This window comes from Actinorhabdospora filicis (genome assembly GCF_030269765.1).
Taxonomy (GTDB): Bacteria; Actinomycetota; Actinomycetes; order Mycobacteriales; family Micromonosporaceae; genus Actinorhabdospora; species Actinorhabdospora filicis.
This window is the reverse complement of record NZ_BSTX01000001.1, coordinates 648,115-664,240: the sequence shown is the minus strand read 5'-3', so window position 1 is coordinate 664,240 and position 16,126 is coordinate 648,115. Positions and strand designations below refer to the sequence as shown.

15 protein-coding genes are annotated in these 16,126 nt (G+C 71.5%); 7 read left to right on the top strand and 8 right to left on the bottom strand.

Translation table 11 applies throughout. The features are described from left to right. Positions 1 to 150: 150 nt before the first annotated feature. From QSK10_RS02955 to QSK10_RS02945, 3 genes are read left to right on the top strand one after another with little or no spacing between them, the layout of a single operon-like run. On the top strand, positions 151 to 1,284 hold the full coding sequence (locus tag QSK10_RS02955) for a LolA family protein (RefSeq protein WP_285661009.1): 1,134 nt from the start codon (positions 151 to 153) through the stop codon (positions 1,282 to 1,284). Beyond that, entirely contained in the window at positions 1,281 to 2,252 is a 972-nt protein-coding gene (locus QSK10_RS02950) for an ABC transporter ATP-binding protein (protein WP_285661008.1), read from the top strand. Before QSK10_RS02955 ends, QSK10_RS02950 begins: the two co-directional genes overlap by 4 nt. Further along, positions 2,239 to 3,090 (top strand): ABC transporter permease, encoded by an 852-nt coding sequence (locus QSK10_RS02945; RefSeq protein ID WP_285661007.1) that lies wholly within the window; start codon positions 2,239 to 2,241, stop codon positions 3,088 to 3,090. The genes QSK10_RS02950 and QSK10_RS02945 overlap by 14 nt, the downstream gene beginning before the upstream one ends. A 39-nt stretch (positions 3,091 to 3,129) precedes the next feature. Here the strand turns inward: QSK10_RS02945 and QSK10_RS02940 are convergent, their stop codons facing one another. From QSK10_RS02940 to QSK10_RS02915, 6 genes are all read right to left on the bottom strand, one after another. Further along, a complete protein-coding gene (locus QSK10_RS02940) occupies positions 3,130 to 5,208 on the bottom strand; it encodes a right-handed parallel beta-helix repeat-containing protein (RefSeq protein WP_285661006.1) in 2,079 nt (692 codons plus the stop codon). Positions 5,209 to 5,255: 47 nt separating this feature from the next. Continuing rightward, entirely contained in the window at positions 5,256 to 6,545 is a 1,290-nt protein-coding gene (locus QSK10_RS02935; protein ID WP_285661005.1) for a glycosyltransferase family 4 protein, read from the bottom strand. Positions 6,546 to 6,603: 58 nt separating this feature from the next. Next, a complete protein-coding gene (locus QSK10_RS02930; RefSeq protein ID WP_285661004.1) occupies positions 6,604 to 7,476 on the bottom strand; it encodes an RpnC/YadD family protein in 873 nt (290 codons plus the stop codon). A gap of 90 nt (positions 7,477 to 7,566) precedes the next feature. Beyond that, entirely contained in the window at positions 7,567 to 8,634 is a 1,068-nt protein-coding gene (locus QSK10_RS02925; RefSeq protein WP_285661003.1) for a protein kinase family protein, read from the bottom strand. 39 nt (positions 8,635 to 8,673) lie between these two features. Further along, entirely contained in the window at positions 8,674 to 8,973 is a 300-nt protein-coding gene (locus tag QSK10_RS02920; RefSeq protein ID WP_285661002.1) for a PLD nuclease N-terminal domain-containing protein, read from the bottom strand. Between the two features lie 6 nt (positions 8,974 to 8,979). Beyond that, positions 8,980 to 9,615 (bottom strand): dTMP kinase, encoded by a 636-nt coding sequence (locus QSK10_RS02915; RefSeq protein WP_285661001.1) that lies wholly within the window; start codon positions 9,613 to 9,615, stop codon positions 8,980 to 8,982. Positions 9,616 to 9,755: 140 nt separating this feature from the next. On the opposite strand from QSK10_RS02915, the gene QSK10_RS02910 reads away from it, so the two are divergent. The 3 genes from QSK10_RS02910 to QSK10_RS02900 all read left to right on the top strand — a co-directional run bounded on the left by QSK10_RS02910 (position 9,756) and on the right by QSK10_RS02900 (position 12,212). After that, a complete protein-coding gene (locus tag QSK10_RS02910; RefSeq protein ID WP_285661000.1) occupies positions 9,756 to 10,535 on the top strand; it encodes an electron transfer flavoprotein subunit beta/FixA family protein in 780 nt (259 codons plus the stop codon). A 17-nt stretch (positions 10,536 to 10,552) separates the two neighbouring features. Beyond that, on the top strand, positions 10,553 to 11,509 hold the full coding sequence (locus tag QSK10_RS02905) for an electron transfer flavoprotein subunit alpha/FixB family protein (protein ID WP_285660999.1): 957 nt from the start codon (positions 10,553 to 10,555) through the stop codon (positions 11,507 to 11,509). 100 nt (positions 11,510 to 11,609) lie between these two features. Then, the gene (locus tag QSK10_RS02900; protein WP_285660998.1) at positions 11,610 to 12,212 is read left to right on the top strand and encodes a biotin transporter BioY; all 603 of its coding nucleotides are present in this window, start codon (positions 11,610 to 11,612) and stop codon (positions 12,210 to 12,212) included. Positions 12,213 to 12,308: 96 nt separating this feature from the next. On the opposite strand, the gene QSK10_RS02895 is transcribed toward QSK10_RS02900, so the two are convergent. Both QSK10_RS02895 and QSK10_RS02890 read right to left on the bottom strand, forming a co-directional pair. Next, a complete protein-coding gene (locus QSK10_RS02895; RefSeq protein ID WP_285660997.1) occupies positions 12,309 to 13,505 on the bottom strand; it encodes a peptidoglycan DD-metalloendopeptidase family protein in 1,197 nt (398 codons plus the stop codon). Between the two features lie 402 nt (positions 13,506 to 13,907). Beyond that, complete coding sequence (locus QSK10_RS02890) at positions 13,908 to 14,777, bottom strand: hypothetical protein (RefSeq protein ID WP_285660996.1); 870 nt, start codon at positions 14,775 to 14,777, stop codon at positions 13,908 to 13,910. A gap of 174 nt (positions 14,778 to 14,951) precedes the next feature. Between QSK10_RS02890 and QSK10_RS02885 the strand changes: the two genes are divergently transcribed. After that, the gene (locus tag QSK10_RS02885; RefSeq protein ID WP_285660995.1) at positions 14,952 to 16,115 is read left to right on the top strand and encodes a cysteine desulfurase family protein; all 1,164 of its coding nucleotides are present in this window, start codon (positions 14,952 to 14,954) and stop codon (positions 16,113 to 16,115) included. Positions 16,116 to 16,126: the final 11 nt, after the last annotated feature.

Below are 16,126 nucleotides of genomic sequence, written 5' to 3'. Positions count from 1 at the left end.
CAGCCGTTCTCAGCCGGGTCACAGCGCACCATCAGCACCATGGAGTCGTCGGCGGGAGTTCAGGGGGCTCGCCGGAGCGAGACAAAAGGGGAAACTTGAATGGCCGGAGCGCGCGGAAGCGCACCGGCCCGGAGAGAGGAACAAGGGGCGATGACGAAGACCGCGACACTGCGGCGCTGGGCCGTACCGGCCGCGATCGGCGCGGCGGTGGTTGCCACCGGCGTCGGCGCGACGCTGGTGCAGGCCGGGAACGGGCCCTCCCTCCCGGCCAAGACGGCGGCCGAACTCCTGACCGACGTGCAGAACTCCTCGGTGCAGGGCCTGTCCGGCACCGTCGTGACCAGCGCCGACCTGGGCCTCCCGGCCCTGCCCGGCGTGGGTGGCGGCGGTGGCGCCGACGTGGCCTCACTGCTCGGCGGCAGCCAGACCATGCGCATCTGGTACGCCGCGCCCGACAAGGTCCGCGCCGCGGTCCTGGGCAGCATGGGCGAATCCGACATCATCCGCAACGGCTCCGACGTGTGGTCCTGGAACAGCCAGGAGCAGACCGCCACGCACACCACGCTCGACCCGCAGCTCGGGTCGGCGCCGATGTGGCCGCCGCGGGCGCTGGCCGGTGAGCCGGTGACCCCGCAGAAGGCCGCCGAGGAGGCCCTGGCCGCCATCAGCGGCACCACCGAGGTCACCACCGACGGCACCGCCGAGGTCGCCGGACGCGACGCCTACGAGCTGGTGCTCGCGCCGAAGGACAAGGCGTCCACCATCGCCGAGGTCCGCCTCGCGGTGGACGCCGAGACGGGCGTCCCGCTGCGGACCCGCGTCATGGCGGCCGGCAAGAGCGACCCGGCCTTCGAGATCGCGTTCGCGCGCATCTCCTTCGAGGTCCCGCCCGCCGAGCACTTCACCTTCACGCCCCCGCAGGGCACCAAGGTCACCGAGTCCACCCAGCCCAAGCTGGAGGAGTCGAAGGCCGAGGACGTGGAGAACAAGGGCGACCTTAAGGTCGTCGGCGAGGGCTGGACCGCGGTGGCGGTGCTCACCAACGGCGACTTCTCGTCCCTGCTCAGCGGCAAGGGCGAGGAGTGGAAGGACGCTCCGGCCGAGGCCAAGGACGGCCTGGCCAGCGCCCAGACCTTCCTGACCGGCCTGCCGCAGGTCAGCGGCGCGTGGGGAAGCGGCCGGGTCTTCACCTCGACCCTGGTCAACGCGCTGATCACCGATGACGGCCGGATCCTGATCGGTGCGGTCACCGTCGACAAGCTCGTCGAGGTGGCCGGCCGGTGACGAAGGCGACCTCGGTCGCCGCGGCGCGGGAGCCCGGCTCCCGCGCCGTACGGACGCGCGGCCTGTCCAAGAGCTACGGCAAGGGCGTCCTGGCCGTCGACGGGCTCGACCTGGACGTCCCGTACGGCGCGGTCTTCGGGTTCCTCGGCCCCAACGGCTGCGGCAAGACCACCACGATCCGGATGCTCCTGGGGCTGATCGCGGCCACCGACGGCACCGCCGAGGTCCTCGGCGAGCCGGTGCCCGAGCGCTCGGCGGTGGCGCTGCCCCGCGTGGGGGCGCTCGTGGAGGGCCCGGCGTTCCACCCGTACCTGTCGGGCGCCGACAACCTGCGGCGCCTGGACGCCGTGGACCGCACCACCGACCCCGCCACCGCCGAGGAGCGGGTGAGTGCCGCGCTGGACCGCGTGGGGCTCGTGGCCGCCGCGCGCAAGCGGTACCGCCAGTACTCGCTGGGCATGAAGCAGCGGCTGGCGATCGCGGGCGCGCTGCTGCGGCCCCGCGAGCTGCTGATCCTGGACGAGCCGACCAACGGCCTCGACCCGCAGGGCACGCGCGAGGTGCGCTCGCTGATCGCGCAGCTGGCCGCCGACGGCGTCACGGTGATGCTGTCGACGCACCTGCTGAGCGAGGTCGAGCAGGTGTGCAGCCACGTGGCGGTGATGCACAAGGGGAAGCTGATCACCCAGTCCTCGCTGGCCGACCTGCGGGCCTCGGCGGTGCCGGGCGTGCGGGTGGAGACGGCCTCGCCGGAGGCCGCCGCCGAGGTGCTGCGCGAGGAGGGCCTGGCCGACGTGGCCGTCGCGCCCGGCGCGGCGACGGCGCTGCTGGGCGGCGCCGAGCCGGAGAAGCTGGTGGACGCGCTGGTGCGCGCCGGGGTCCCGGTGCGCGGCTTCGCGGTGGTCCGGCCCGATCTGGAGGACCTGTTCGTCTCGCTGACCGGGGAGGGCTTCGATGTCAGTGGCTGAGGCGTCCACGTGGCGCCCGCACCGCCGGTTCAGCACCCGTTTCTACCGCTCGGAGCTGCGGCTGATGTCGCTGCGGCGCCGCAACATCGCGGGCGTGGCGGCGCTGGCGGCGCTGCCGATCGTGATCGCGATCGTCATGTTCGCCACGAAGCCCGGTCCGGGCGAGGGCCCGCCGCTGTTCGCGGGGATGCTGGACAACGGCCTGATCGCCGCGCTGGCGGGGCTGGGCATCGAGCTGGCGCTGTTCCTGCCGATCGCGGTCTCGGTCATCGCCGGGGACACCATCGCCGGTGAGGCCAACATCGGGACCCTGCGGTACCTGCTGACCACGCCGGTGGGACGCGTCCGGCTGCTGGCGGTGAAGTTCGCCTCGCTGGTCACCTGGATCTTCGCGGTGGTCGCGATCGTCGGGTTCACCGGCGGCCTGACGGGCGTGATCCTGTTCGGCACCGGCGACATGGCGACCCTGTCGGGGACGACGATCCCGTTCGGGGAGGCGTTCCTGCGGGTGCTTGAGGCCGCCGTCTACATGGCCCTGTGCCTGGTGGCGGTGGGCGCGATCGGCATGTTCGTCTCCACGCTCACCGAGCAGCCGATCGGCGGCGCGGTGGCGATGATGATGTTCGTGATCATCAGCCAGATCCTGGGCGCGATCACGCAGCTCGACTGGCTGCACCCGTACCTGATCTCGCATTACTGGACGTCCTACATCGATCTGCTGCGCGATCCGGCCGCCTGGGACCAGGTGGGCATGGGGTTGCTGTCGGCGCTGCTGTGGACGGCCCTGGGGCTGTCGGCGGCGTGGGCGCGGCTGACCACGAAGGACATCACGAGCTGAGCGGGAGGGGGACGTCCACCGGACGTCCCCCTTCTTCGCTCAGACCCCGGCCGGGATCTTCTCCCGCACCGGCGCCGGGTCGGCCGGTGGCGGTTTCCGCCGCCACATCCGCCGCCCGAGGGCGATGAGGACCGCCACGCCGAGCACCGCCGAGGCCAGCAGCTGGAGCCACGCGGGCGGCACCGGGATCAGCGGCAGCATCCACAGGCCGCGGTCGACGGCGTCCAGCAGGCAGAGCACGCCGAGGGTCCAGGCGAGCGCGCCCAGGCCCCCGCGGCCGGTCACGCGCCAGCAGCGCCCGTAGGCGATCCAGCCCGCGCCCGCGATGATCAGCCCGAGCGGGGAGAGCCACGGCTGGTTCAGGTAGGCGGCCAGCACGCCGGTCACCGCTCCGATCGCGATCGTGGCGAGCCCGAGGACGGCGGTCTGCCGGACGGGACGCCCGAAGGCCCGCTCGGGACGGCGTTGCCGCATCCCGAGGGCGAGCCAGGCGAGCAGGGCCAGCCCGACGGTGGCCGCGCCCTTCCAGGCGGCCAGGTGGAACTCGATGCGCCCGGTGCCGCTGGCTCCGTACCAGTCGCAGCTCGCGGGGACGTTCCGCGCGCGCTGGTCGTACTCGGCGCAGTGCAGCAGCTTGAAGAGCTTCGTCGGGTCATTGAGCACCCGCTGGGTGCCGAAGAACGCGTCGCAGCCGGGCAGTGTGATCGGGTCGGCGCCGCTCTCGGCGGGCTGCCAGCAGTTGCCGCCGCCCTCGCCGTCCCACCAGAAGTCGATCCGGTTCGGCAGCGCCTCGCCGGTGGGGGAGACGCCGAGGTGGTTGTCGCGGTACCAGTTGTCGTGGGAGGTGTCGGCGAGCTTGCCGAGGGCGTCCTCGCCGCGCACGAAGGCCGGGACCCAGAACAGCATGAACGCGGTCATGTCGTGGTCGTAGACGTAGTTGCCCTGGAACAGGTTCACGTTGCCCCCGGCGGTCAGGACGCCGGTGCCGACGGGGACGCTGGTGGCCGGGCACACCACGCCCCGCTCGTAGCCGCGCTCGGCGTAGGGCCTGGCGCAGGTACCGTCGCGCACGTACGGGTTGTAGTCGGAGTTGTTGGCGCGGATCACGTTGTTCTCCAGCCGCAGGTGGTTCTGCGGCAGGCCCGGGTGGAACGGGAAGGCGGAGTCGGTGGAGATGCCCGCGGAGTTCTCGTAGAACTCGTTGTCGTGGACCCACACCGAGTCCCCGGCGGTCCCGGAGTAGCCGAGCAGGTTGTGGTGGCTCTTGCAGCCCCTGATCTCGATGGCGTAGCGGGGGACGTCGTGTCCGCGCCCGTCGTTGATGTTGCTGGCCGAGCCGGGGTAGACGCCGGAGTCGCCGTTGCCGTAGGCCTCGCAGCCGGTGTAGAGGCCGTGGTCGGAGCCGAAGGTCAGGAAGCCGTACTCGTCGTTCCAGCGCCCGATCAGGTCGTCGATGACGAAACCGTCGGTGGCCAGGATGTAGACGGCGTTGAAGGTGGTGCGCTGGGCGGTGAAGTTGCGCAGGTAGAGGCCGTTGGACATGTCGCCGCGCAGCCCATTGAGCTTGGTGTAGGCGGCGTCCAGGACGACGTCGCCCGGCGTGGCGCCGGTGCCCTCGATCTGGAGGTCCTTCTTGCCGATGACGGCGACGAGGTTCTGGTTGTGCGGGCACTGCTTCTGCTGGTCCAGCGAGAGGATCTGGTGGCCGAGGGCGGCGCGCGGCGCCTGCAGGCCGGCGCAGTCGCCGGCCGGGTCCGGGCGCGAGGGCAGTTCCTCGTACAGCCCGGGCAGGACGAGGATGCGCATCCCCGGGGTCTGCACGGCGTCCACGGCCGCCTGGATGTCGCGGAAGCCCGAGGTGAGGCACTCCCGGTAGAGGGTTTCGTTGCGGGACTTCAGCTCGGCGGGGAAACCGGCGACGCGCTGCGCGAAACCGGCGTCGTCCTCTTTGCACACCGTCAGGTAGGGGCCGTCGGTGCGGTACACGGGCACCGAACCGGTTCCGTCGGGGAACGTGATGGGGCGTTCTTCGTGGGCGTCGGCGGGGGCGGGCGAGGCGATGAGCGCGAGGAGGGCCGCGGCGAAGAGCGCGGCCGCGCGCCGGACTCGTCGTAACATGCCTCCGGATTCTAGAGTGATTCCGGCCACAGGTTACCGGTTGGTTTCTAAGCGTCGCGGCTGAGCAGGTTTCCCTCGGGTATGTCCAATGTGGGCAGCGCGCGGACCCGCATGGCCCGCTCGTCCCCGGCGGCCTTCGCGTAGGCCCCGGCGGTCGCCTCGGCGATGTCGTCCCAGCCGTAGCGGTTCAGCACGAGCTCGTGCGCGGCGGCGGTGATCCGGCGGGACAGCAGCTCGTCGGACAGCACCGACGAGACCGCCTCGGTGAGCGCGGCGACGTCCCCGGGCGGGAACGACAGGCCGGTCACGCCGTCCTCGACGATCTCGGCGAGACCGCCCACGCGCGAGGCCACCACCGGCGTGCCCGCCGCGGCCGCCTCCAGCGCGACCAGCCCGAAGGGCTCGTAGCGGCTGGGCACCACGAGGCAGTCGGCGGCGGCGTAGAGCGCGGGCAGGTCGCGCGGGCCCGCGAAGCCGATGAAGTCGACGTCCTTGCCGACTCCGGCGTGCTCGGCGTGGTCCTTGAGGTCCTCGGCGTGCGGCCCGTCCCCGGCGACGATGACGCGCAGCCCCGGGTGGCGCTCGCGCAGCGCGACGGTGGCGTCCAGGAGGTCCTGCACGCCCTTCTCGAAGACCAGGCGGCCCGCGTACAGGACCATCGGCCCGTCCGGCGCGTGCTTCTCGCGCTGGGCCCGCACGTCGGCGGGCGCGGCGGCGAAGGCCTGCGGGTCGACGCCGTTGCGGACGACCTGCGTCTTGGCCGCCGGGAGCTCGAAGAGCCGGGAGACCTCCCAGCGCATGTCCGCCGAGCAGACCAGCACCCGCCGGGCCTCGTAGGTCAGCCACCATTCGATGGAGTGGATCGACCGGTTCAGCTCCGCCGGGAGCCACCCCCGGTGCCGTCCCGCCTCGGTGGAGTGCACCGTCGCCACCAGCGGCACCCGGTGGTGGTGCTTCAGCGTCACGGCGGCGTGGTTGACGAGCCAGTCGTGGGCGTGCACCACGTCGTACTCGCCACCGGCGACCAGCGCGGCCCGGGTGAGCGAGTGGTTGAGCGACATCGTCCACGCCAGCAGCGTGTCGGTGGTCAGCGGCAGCATCGGCGGGTCCTGCGGCGCCCGCAGGATTCGCACCCCCTCGACGACCTCGTCGAGCGCCGCGGGCGTCCCGTCGGCGTGCTCCCCGTACCGCGTCACAACCGTGACGTCGTGCCCCGCCCGCACCAACGCGGTGGCCAGCGCGTGCACATGCCGCCCGAGCCCACCGACCAGGACGGGCGGGTACTCCCAGGAGAGCATGAGGACACGCTGGCTGCGGGGGAGCGGTGATCGGCGCACGGGGGGATTCTACTGGCGGGTAAGTGGGGGAGGGGTGGGGTGAGGGGGTACGGGGTGATCAGTCGAAGAGGGCTTCGGCGGTGGTGACGGTTGCGGCCTTGCGGATCCAGTGGTCGAGGATGTGGACGTTGTCGCAGGCGCGGATGCGCTCGGCGACCTCATCGGACACGTACAGGCCGCGTGCGTCGAGGAACACGAAGAGCGCCTGGGTCTTGATCTCCCGGGCGGCTTCGTTCCGGCCCTCCTCCTTACCGCTGTTGAACATGTATTCGAGCCCGGTCTGGTACTCGTGCGCGGCGGCGGTCATGATCTTCTCCCAGATCTTCCTTGCCCTGGCGGGAAGTACTGCGAACAGGTCTTCAGCGTAGCTTTGGGCGGCTTCGATCGGACTCCGCGCGAGGATGTCCCCCAGCGCGGCGAGGATCTCGGGCGCGTGGTCGCCGCGGGCGTGAATGAACGCCGCGAGAACCGCGTAGTCCTCGGCTCCCTCGTAGCTTTCGGCATCGTCGATCACGGGCATCGAATCGGGTGACAGGACCGACGCCTCGATCGTGCCCGCCGGGCCGACGTCGATCGGGGCGGAAGCCCAGCTCGCCGTCCGGTGATCCGGCGTCACGACGAGCAGAACGGTGGGAACGCCGTAGCGGTCCCATACGTCGCCGACATAGCGAGGCCAGGTCCGGAGCTTGTCCTTGTCGGGACGGAGCTGCACCTCGACGATGACCGCCATGACCGCTTCACCGTCGACTCGCAGCAGCGCGAGGCCATCGACATAGCGTTCGGTGGGGCGGATCTCGGTGCAGTTCTCCGAGACCATGACGATCTCGACTTCGTCCGCGTGCGGCAGGCCGACCACGTCGAGCATCGGCAGGATCAGTTCTTTGTGCCGCTTGAGAAGACCAGTCGGTGCCTCATGGGCATGGGTGACCAAATCTCACCCTCCTTTCTGCATCTGCAAGACGCGGGGGCATCTTGCTATGGCAGAAAGTAGTCGAGTGATCACTCTCGATATGTGCCGGGGTTAGTCATTCTGTTCGAAAGCCGGATACATCCACCGCCCCAGCGCTCCCCAGCGCCCCTCCAACCCCTCCGCGACCTCCCCCAGCCACCCCGCCAGCTCCGGCCACCACTCCCCACCCGCGACCGCCGCCGCCCGCAACGCCGACACCAGCTGCCCGCGCCGGGAGAACCCCATCGGGTGGGGCGCGTCCATCGCCTCCAGCTTCGGGATCCGGATCGCGCGCAGCACCGCCCACGCGATCGACCCCAGCGCGGCGGCGCGCAGGGTGTCGCCCTCGGGCGCGAACTCCGCCCGGTGCGCGGCCAGCAGCCGGGGGACGAGGTCGGCCGGGAGCTCGCCCCAGCAGGTGCAGGCGGGGAAGGGCATGAGCAGTCCGGCGAGGTCGAGGCCGGGGTGGCGGAAGGCGGCGCCGTCGAAGTCGAGGAAGCGGATCTCGCCGTCGACGATGCGGGTGTTCTGGGGGCAGGCGTCGCCGTTGGACAGCGCGAGCCAGGGGCGGGGTTCGGCGAGTTCGGCGAGCAGGTCGTGCCATTGGGCGCGGGCCGCGCCGGGGACGTCCGGCAGGTGGCCGCGGGCTTCGGTGAGGGCGGTGAGGGTGCGCCAGGACTCGGCGAGGGAGTGGCGGACGAGGCTGATGCGCTCGTACATGCGCCGGGGCCGGGGGTGGAGGGCGTAGTACTCCTCTTCGCGGCCGGTGGTGGACGCGTGCAGGCGGCCCAGGGCGGTGGCGTAGGCCAGCAGCGCCTCGGTGGCGGTGGCGGGGTCGGCGCCGAGCAGGACGGTGTCGAGGGAGGGGCCGGTGCCGAGGTCCTCCATGATCACGACGCCGTCGGTGGCGGCGTAGAGGCGTGGCGCGAGGCCGCCGTCCAGGAAGCGCAGGGCGGCGGTCTCGTTCATGAGGAGGCTCGGGTCCTCCTCGCGGGCGGTCTTGGCGATCGCGGTCCATGGGGGACCGGCGAGGGTGAGCCGGGTGAGCCAGGGCTGGTCCTCGGTCCAGCGGCCGGTGTCGCGGGTGAGGGGGACGCGGTCGGTGACGGTGACGCCGAGGAGGGCGGATAGCTGGTCCACGGTGCCCGAGGGTAGGCCAGTGCGGAGAGTGGGCGGCCGCTAGGAGCCGTCGCCCTTGAGTTTGCGGTCGAGGTCGCGCAGGAAGTCGGGGTCGTCATCGGGCGCGCGGGTCGTGCGCGGGGGCGGGGCGGGAGTGTCGGCCGAGCCGCCGAAGAGGGGTTTGGGACGCCCGGTGGCGAACCACAGGACGGCGCCGACCAGGGGCAGCGCGAGGATCACCAGCGCCCACAGGGGACGCGGGAGGTGCTTCGGCGGCAGTTCGCCGCCCAGGCAGTCGGCGAGCGCCGAGATCACCAGGGCGACGTAGACGATGAACATGAACAGCGCTACCCGGATCACCGGCGCTCACCCGCTTTCGTCGAGGTCCGGGAGCCCGAGTTCTCCCGTCTCCAACAGTTTGTCAACCCAGGCGTCGATTCGCACGCCTACGTCCTCGGCGGTTCCGGTCGCGTCGACCAGGGTGAAGGTCTCGAACTCGGGCAGGGAGCGGTAGGCGGCCGACAGGGCGCGCAGCCGTTCGACGGGTTCGTCGTCGATGCCGCGCTTGGTGACGCGGTCGCTGGCCAGCTCGGGCGGCATGTCGAGGAAGAGGGTGATGGCGGGACGGGGGATGCCGCGCATCGCCTTGCGCACCCACGGCTCGATCTCCGGGCAGAGCATGCGGGTGCGGGCGAACTGGCAGTAGCTGTAGCGGTCGGCGATGAGCAGATCGGCGCGCAGGCTCCAGGAGAGGTTGAGGCGGCGCATGGCCGTCTCGGCGCGCAGGGCGAGGTTGGCGCCCAGCAGTTCGACGGAGTCGCCGGCGCCGAGGCGTTTGGCCATGTTGGACAGGACGCGGCGGCCGCTGGCCGCCAGGTGGTAGTCGGCGGGGATTCCGCGCTCGGCGAGTCTGGCCGTCAGGCGGCGCGCCTGCGTGGTCTTGCCCACGCCGTCCATGCCGACCAGGGCTATGACGGCGCCGCGGGGCTCGGTGTCGTCCACCTCTAAAGGGTAGAGGCTCAGCTCACCCGTTCTTACTACTCGTGAGTAACATGGCTCGGGAGACCCTGGTGTGTCAGGCTCGTCCGGACCGCGCGAGGATAGGGTCCTGAACGCACGTTAAGTAGGAGGTATCCGGCTCGATGAACATCGTTGTCCTGGTCAAGCAGGTACCGGACTCCGGCGCCGAGCGCTCGCTCGCCGGTGACGGCTGGTCCGTCGACCGCTCCGGCGGCACCAACGTCATCAACGAGATGGACGAATACGCCATCGAAGAGGCCCTCCGCCTCAAGGACGAGACCGGCGCGCAGGTGACCCTGCTCACCGTCGGCCCCGACCACGCGGTCGACTCCATCCGCAAGGCGCTGTCCATGGGCCCCGACGCCGCCGTCCACGTCAGCGACGAGGCCGTCGCCGGCTCGGACGCGCTCGGCACCGCGAAGGTCATCGCCGCCGCCCTGGGCACCCTTGAGTACGACCTGATCCTGTCCGGCGCCGAGTCCACCGACGGTGGCGTCCAGGTCCTGCCCCACCTGCTGGCCGAACTGCTGGACATCGCCGCCCTCACCGGCGCGCGCAAGGTCACCGTCGAGGACGGCGGCCTGCTCGTCGAGCGCCAGACCGAGGACGGCTACGAGGTCCTGCGCGCCTCCGGCAAGGCCATCGTGTCCGTGTGGGACACGATCAACACCCCGCGCTACCCCTCACTGAAGGGGATCATGGCCGCCAAGCGCAAGCCCGTCACCACGCTCACCCTCGCCGACCTCGGCGTGGACGCGGCGACCGTGGGTCGCTCCGGCGCCGCCACCACCGTGCTGTCGGCCGAACCGCGCCCCGCGCGCGGCGCCGGCGTCAAGGTCGCCGACAACGGGGACGGCGGCGACCAGCTCGTCGCGTACCTCACCGCCGAGAAGTTCGTCTGAGGAAGGGGATTAACGCAATGGCAGAGGTTCTCGTCGTCGTCGACGCTTCCGGCGGCACCGTACGCAAGGTCACCCTCGAAATGCTCACCATGGCCCGCGCCCTGGGTGAGCCCTCCGCCGTGGTCCTGGGCGCCCCCGGCACCGCGGCCCCGCTGACCGCAGCCCTCGGCGAGTACGGCGCGGCCAAGGTCTACGTCGCCGAGCACGACGACCTGGACGGCTTCCTCGTCGCCCCCAAGGCCGAGGTCCTGGCCGCGCTGGTCGCCGAGAAGTCCCCGGCCGCCGTCCTGCTGTCCAGCGGCCAGGAGGGCAAGGAGATCGCCGGGCGCCTGGCGGTCAAGCTCGGCAACGGGCTGCTCACCGACGTGTCCGCACTGGACGCCGACGGCACCGCCACCCAGAGCGTCTTCGCCGGCTCCTGGGTCGTGAAGTCGAAGGTCACCACCGGCGTCCCGCTGGTCACCGTCCGCCCGAACTCGCTGACCCCCGAGGCCGCGCCCGCCGCCGCCGAGCAGGTCGGCGTCGAGGTCGCGGTCTCCGACAAGGCCAAGAAGGTCGCCGTCGTCGAGCGCGTCACCGCCCAGAAGTCCGCCCGCCCCGAGCTCACCGAGGCCTCCGTGGTCGTCTCCGGTGGACGCGGCGTGGGCAGCGCGGAGAACTTCGCGCTCGTCGAGGAGCTCGCCGACCTGCTCGGCGGCGCGGTCGGCGCCTCGCGCGCGGCCACCGACGGCGGTTTCTACCCGCACAAGTACCAGGTCGGCCAGACCGGCTCGACGGTGTCCCCGCAGCTGTACATCGCCCTGGGCATCTCCGGCGCGATCCAGCACCGCGCGGGCATGCAGACCGCCAAGCGCATCGTGGCGGTCAACAAGGACGACGAGGCCCCGATCTTCGACCTCGCCGACTTCGGCGTGGTCGGCGACCTGTTCAAGGTCGTCCCGCAGGCCGTCGAGGGCATCAAGAACCGCCGCTGATCGCTGATCGACGGCTTTTGATCTCTCCTGAGGGGTGCGCTAATGTGAGCGCGCCCCTCATCTTTGTGGGAACCCCCCAAACCCCTTTGGAGGATGCCGCATGGCGACTCAGTCAGCAGTGATCGGCCGCCGCGTCCTGGCGGACCTCATCCCCGGTACTCGCGCGATCGCGTGGGCGCGCGAGGCCGCCCTCGTCCTCGGCGGCGCGGGCCTGGTGGGCCTGTCGGCTCAGGTGTCGATCGAGATCCCCGCGATCTCCCCGGTCCCGTTCGTGGCGACCACCCTCGCCGTCCTGCTGCTCGGCGCGGCCTACGGCCCCGTGCGCGCCACCGCGACCCTCGGCCTGTACCTCGCGGCCGGCATGGCGGGCGTCCCGTGGTTCACCGGCGGCAACTCCGGCACCGGACTGGTCAGCCTCGGTTACGTCATCGGCTTCATGCTGGCCGGGCTCCTCGTCGGCGAGCTGGCCCGCCGGGGCGGCGACCGGACGCCGCTGCGCACCGTCGGCACGATGATCCTGGGCAACCTGGCGATCTACGCCGTCGGCGTGCCCTACCTGATCGCGGCCACCGGCATGGACGTGTCCACCGGCATCAACAAGGGCGCGGTCGTCTTCATGGTCGGCGACCTCATCAAGCTGGTCATCGCCGCCGCGCTGCTGCCCGGCGCGTGGGCCCTGGTCCGCCGTTTTAAAGGCGAGTAGAGCAAAGGTGAGTAGAGCAAGACTTAAGTAGGGAACCGGCCCCGTGTCCTGGCGACTGGACGCGGGGCCGGTTCGTTCGGGGGCGGACCCCGCCGGTCAGGTGCAGGCGGGTACCACCGGTGTGTCGCTGCCGGTGTCGACCCAGGCGTCGGAGACGTAGTTCCCGTCATCGAGCCGGTCCCAGGCCTTGCTGGTGTTGTTCCACGGGCCGGTCATGGTGTCCCCGTTGACGTAGCAGACGAGGTTCACCGTCGTCCCGGAGGCGACCGAGCGCACCACGGTGGCCGTGGAGGACGGTCCGCTGCGGATGTTGACCGAGCCGTTCGGGTTGTAGACCGGAGCGCTGACCCCGGACCCGGGGTCGCCGGGGCCGTAGTTGGTCAGGCAGCAGTCGGAGTTGTTGATGCGGGTGCTGCCGCGCACCGCGTACCCCTGGTAGGCGGTGGACTGGGCGTACCACGTCCAGCCGCCGATCTCCTTGCCGTTGACGCCGACGGCGGTGTTGCCCTTCCACAGTGTCCAGTGCACGTGGTCGCCGTTGGCGCGGCCGCCGCAGGGCAGCTGCTCGCCGATCTCGCCGATGTAGGCGCCCAGGGCGACCTGCGAGCCGTCGGCGACGGTGGTCTGGTTGTAGGTGTGGTAGTACCCGGTGGTCCACCCGTTGTCGTGGACGACCTTGATGTACGGGGTCGAGGTGCCGCAGAACCGGTAGAGGCGCCCCGGGGCGGCGGCCCGCACGTAGCGGTCCCCGCCGTAGAAGTCGATGGCGTTGTACGGGGTCGAGGTGCCGGAGTCGCCGTGGACGCCCCAGTGGCGCCAGTTGCCGCCGTTCGCCTTCCAGGGGAGGGCGAGGCCGGTGGCGGCGGAGTCGGCGAACGTTTGAGGAGCGGCGGTGGACGCGAGGGTGGCGCGCTCACCCGCTCCCATCAGGTCGGCGGGCGCGTCGGCGGAGGCCCTGGCGAAGGCCTCGCTGCCCTCCAGCGCGATCTCCCAGCGGCCATTGGCGAGGTGGCCGAAGAAGAGCGCGGTGACGGGCCCGGCGTGAGTGGTCGTGGGGACGCGGAAGGCCGCGCCGCCGAAGACCCACCGGCCGTCCTTCGACGTCCGGTCGGGTTCGACGATGGTGGCCAGGCCGGCGGCGGGGGCCAGCTCGTAGATCGAGCGGGCCTCGGCGCCCTTGGCGGCGCCCATCGCCTGGGTGACGGCCTGGTCGAGGCTCGGCTTCGCCGCCGCGGGGGCACCGAACGCGGTGGACGCGACCAGTGTGGCGAGGGCGAAACCGGCGGTTAACAAGGTGTGGCGGGGTGGTCGCTTCACGGTGTTGCTCCTTGCAATGGAGTGTCGCTCCTGGGTGGGGCTTGAAGTGATCGAGACGCTAGACCCCAGGTCGGGCGGCACACCAGTGAAAGAAACTCACTTAACGCGGGCGTAGATAACGCTTAATCGGCCCGCGGGCACGGCTGTAGCGCGTGCCCGCCTGGCGGGCACGCGCGCCGACAAGACTATGGATGTCAGTGAACCGGCAAGGCCGTCCGCGCGGGCCGGGCCGGCGCGAGGCGGTGGCCGCCGCGTTCCCGGGACTCCGCGCCGCCAGGGGCGCGGGTTCCGGTGGAACCCGGTGAACTCGCCGCGGCCGCGCCGCGACCGGTGAGACGGGCCTTGAGTGGGTACCGGTTCACCTTCATCGTTTGTGCCTTACTCCCAGTCCCAGCCGATGCCGATGGCGCCCGGCTGCACGTTGGTCGCCACCAACTGCACCGTGTGCCTCGACGACAGCGCCAGGTCGCCGGTCTCGTGCCGGTTCTTCGCCAGCTTGGCCTGGGCGAAGCTGTAGCAGCGGACGGGGAGGGCCGTGGGATCGAACCGCACCTGCAGGACGAACTGGTCCACCTGCGCGCGGAAGCCGCGCCCGTGCCCGGTGGTCAGCGCCGTCCCGTCCTGCACCTCATAAGAGAACAGGTGGGTCTCGCCCTCGGCGAGGTGCTGGCCGAACATCAGCTCCGCCAGCAGGATGGGCCGTTGGTCGTGCCGGACGACGCGCCCGACCGAGGAGTCACGGCCCGCCAGGACCTTGACCTGCTCGATCTCGCAGCCGGGGTCGCCGCGATAGGCCGCGATGTAGCGGTCGATGCCGCCGCGCCGCGCGCGCACGAGTAGTTGGGTGACGAGCCGGGCCTCTTTGCGCTCGGCGTCGATGTGGACGGTGACCTGCTCGCTGAGGACGTCGACCCGGTGCTCACGGGCTGCCGGGAATTCGTCGCACAGCTCCCGCATCGCCGCGCCGCCACCCAGCACCACTTCCGGCCGCTCACGTTCGGCGCGGATGGTGCGGGGGCCACGGGCCCTGCGGGGACCTAGCAGGGATACCAGCGCGTTCGCCGGGACCCCGAGGATCTCCTCAAGGACGCCGACGGCGGCGATGGAGTTGGGCTTCTCCGGTTGGGTGCGGCCGTGCTGCCAGTAGCTGAGACTCGTGGTCGAGACTCGCAGGCCGCGCTCGGCCAGCCTGTGCTGCAGGCGGTCGAGACCGAGACCACGGGCGTCGATCGCGGCCCTGAGGGCCACGTGGAACGGACCGTGCCGTAGTACATCGGCCAGAGGGTGAGTCTGGTCGGTTCGTGTTGCCGTCGCCATGGGCAACATCGTGTCGGAGCCGGGGCCCAGGCGCAATGGTGGAAAGGCCATCCGCCGCGCGGCTGGCGTCAGTCCGTGACCTCCTCCCGATAGGCTGTCGAGGCGATGGCATACCTTGATCACGCCGCTACGACACCCATGCTTCCCGCCGCCCTCGACGCCTATGTCACGGCCGCGGGACACCTCGGCAACGCCTCCGCCCTCCACGCCCACGGGCGCGGCGCGCGACGGCTCGTCGAGGAGGCGCGCGAGTCGGTGGCCGCCGATCTCGGCTGCCGCCCCAGCGAGGTGATCTTCACCGGCGGGGGCACCGAAAGCGACAACCTCGCGGTCAAGGGCATGTTCTGGGGCCGAAGGGACGCCGACCCGCGCCGCCGCCGGGTGATCGTCTCCGAGATCGAGCACCACGCCGTCCTCGACGCCGCCGACTGGCTCGGCCGCCACGAGGGCGCCGTCATCGACCGCCTCCCGGTCGACGGCAGGGGCCGGATCAATGCGGACGTACTGGCCGGTATCCTCCGCGAGTCGGCCGACGAGGTCGCCCTCATCACGGCCATGTGGGCCAACAACGAGGTCGGGACACTCCAGCCAATCAGTGAAATGTCGGCCCTTTCGGCCGAGTACGGTGTGCCATTGCACACCGACGCCATCCAGGCCATCGGACAGGTCCCCGTCGACTTCACCGCCTCGGGCGCCACCGCCCTCACCGTCACCGGGCACAAGCTCGGCGGGCCCGCCGGCGTCGGTGCGCTCCTGCTGGGCCGCGACGTCCCCGTCACCCCGATCCTGCACGGCGGCGGGCAGGAACGCGACGTGCGCTCCGGCACCCTCGACGTCCCCGGCATCGTGGCCTTCGCCACCGCCCTGCACATCGCCGTCACCGAGCAGGACGCGCTCGCCCGGCGGCTCACCGTCCTGCGCGACGACCTGATCGCCCGCGTCCGCGAGGCCGTCCCGTGCGCCGTGCTGAACGGCTGCACGGAGGCGCGGCTGCCCGGCAACGCGCACTTCTCGTTCCCCGGCTGTGAAGGCGACGCGATCCTGATGCTGCTGGACGCCGCCGGGATCCAGGCCGCCACCGGCTCGGCGTGCAACGCGGGTGTGGCGCAGCCCTCCCACGTGCTGCTGGCCATGGGCGCCACCGGCGACACCGCCAGCTCCACCCTGCGCTTCAGCCTCGGGCACACCTCCACCGCCGAGGACGTCGACGCCCTCGTGGCCGCGCTGCCCACGGCGGTCGAACGCGCCCGCGCCGCGGCCGCGACGTAACCTTCCAGGGT

Bases quoted from the DNA above. Each gene is read 5' to 3' on its own strand.
- QSK10_RS02955 (WP_285661009.1), top strand. From the start codon at position 151: ATGACGAAGACCGCGACACTGCGGCGCTGGGCCGTACCGGCCGCGATC.
- QSK10_RS02945 (WP_285661007.1), top strand. From the start codon at position 2,239: ATGTCAGTGGCTGAGGCGTCCACGTGGCGCCCGCACCGCCGGTTCAGC.
- QSK10_RS02940 (WP_285661006.1), bottom strand. From the start codon at position 5,208: ATGTTACGACGAGTCCGGCGCGCGGCCGCGCTCTTCGCCGCGGCCCTC.
- QSK10_RS02910 (WP_285661000.1), top strand. From the start codon at position 9,756: ATGAACATCGTTGTCCTGGTCAAGCAGGTACCGGACTCCGGCGCCGAG.
- QSK10_RS02905 (WP_285660999.1), top strand. From the start codon at position 10,553: ATGGCAGAGGTTCTCGTCGTCGTCGACGCTTCCGGCGGCACCGTACGC.
- QSK10_RS02900 (WP_285660998.1), top strand. From the start codon at position 11,610: ATGGCGACTCAGTCAGCAGTGATCGGCCGCCGCGTCCTGGCGGACCTC.
- QSK10_RS02885 (WP_285660995.1), top strand. From the start codon at position 14,952: ATGGCATACCTTGATCACGCCGCTACGACACCCATGCTTCCCGCCGCC.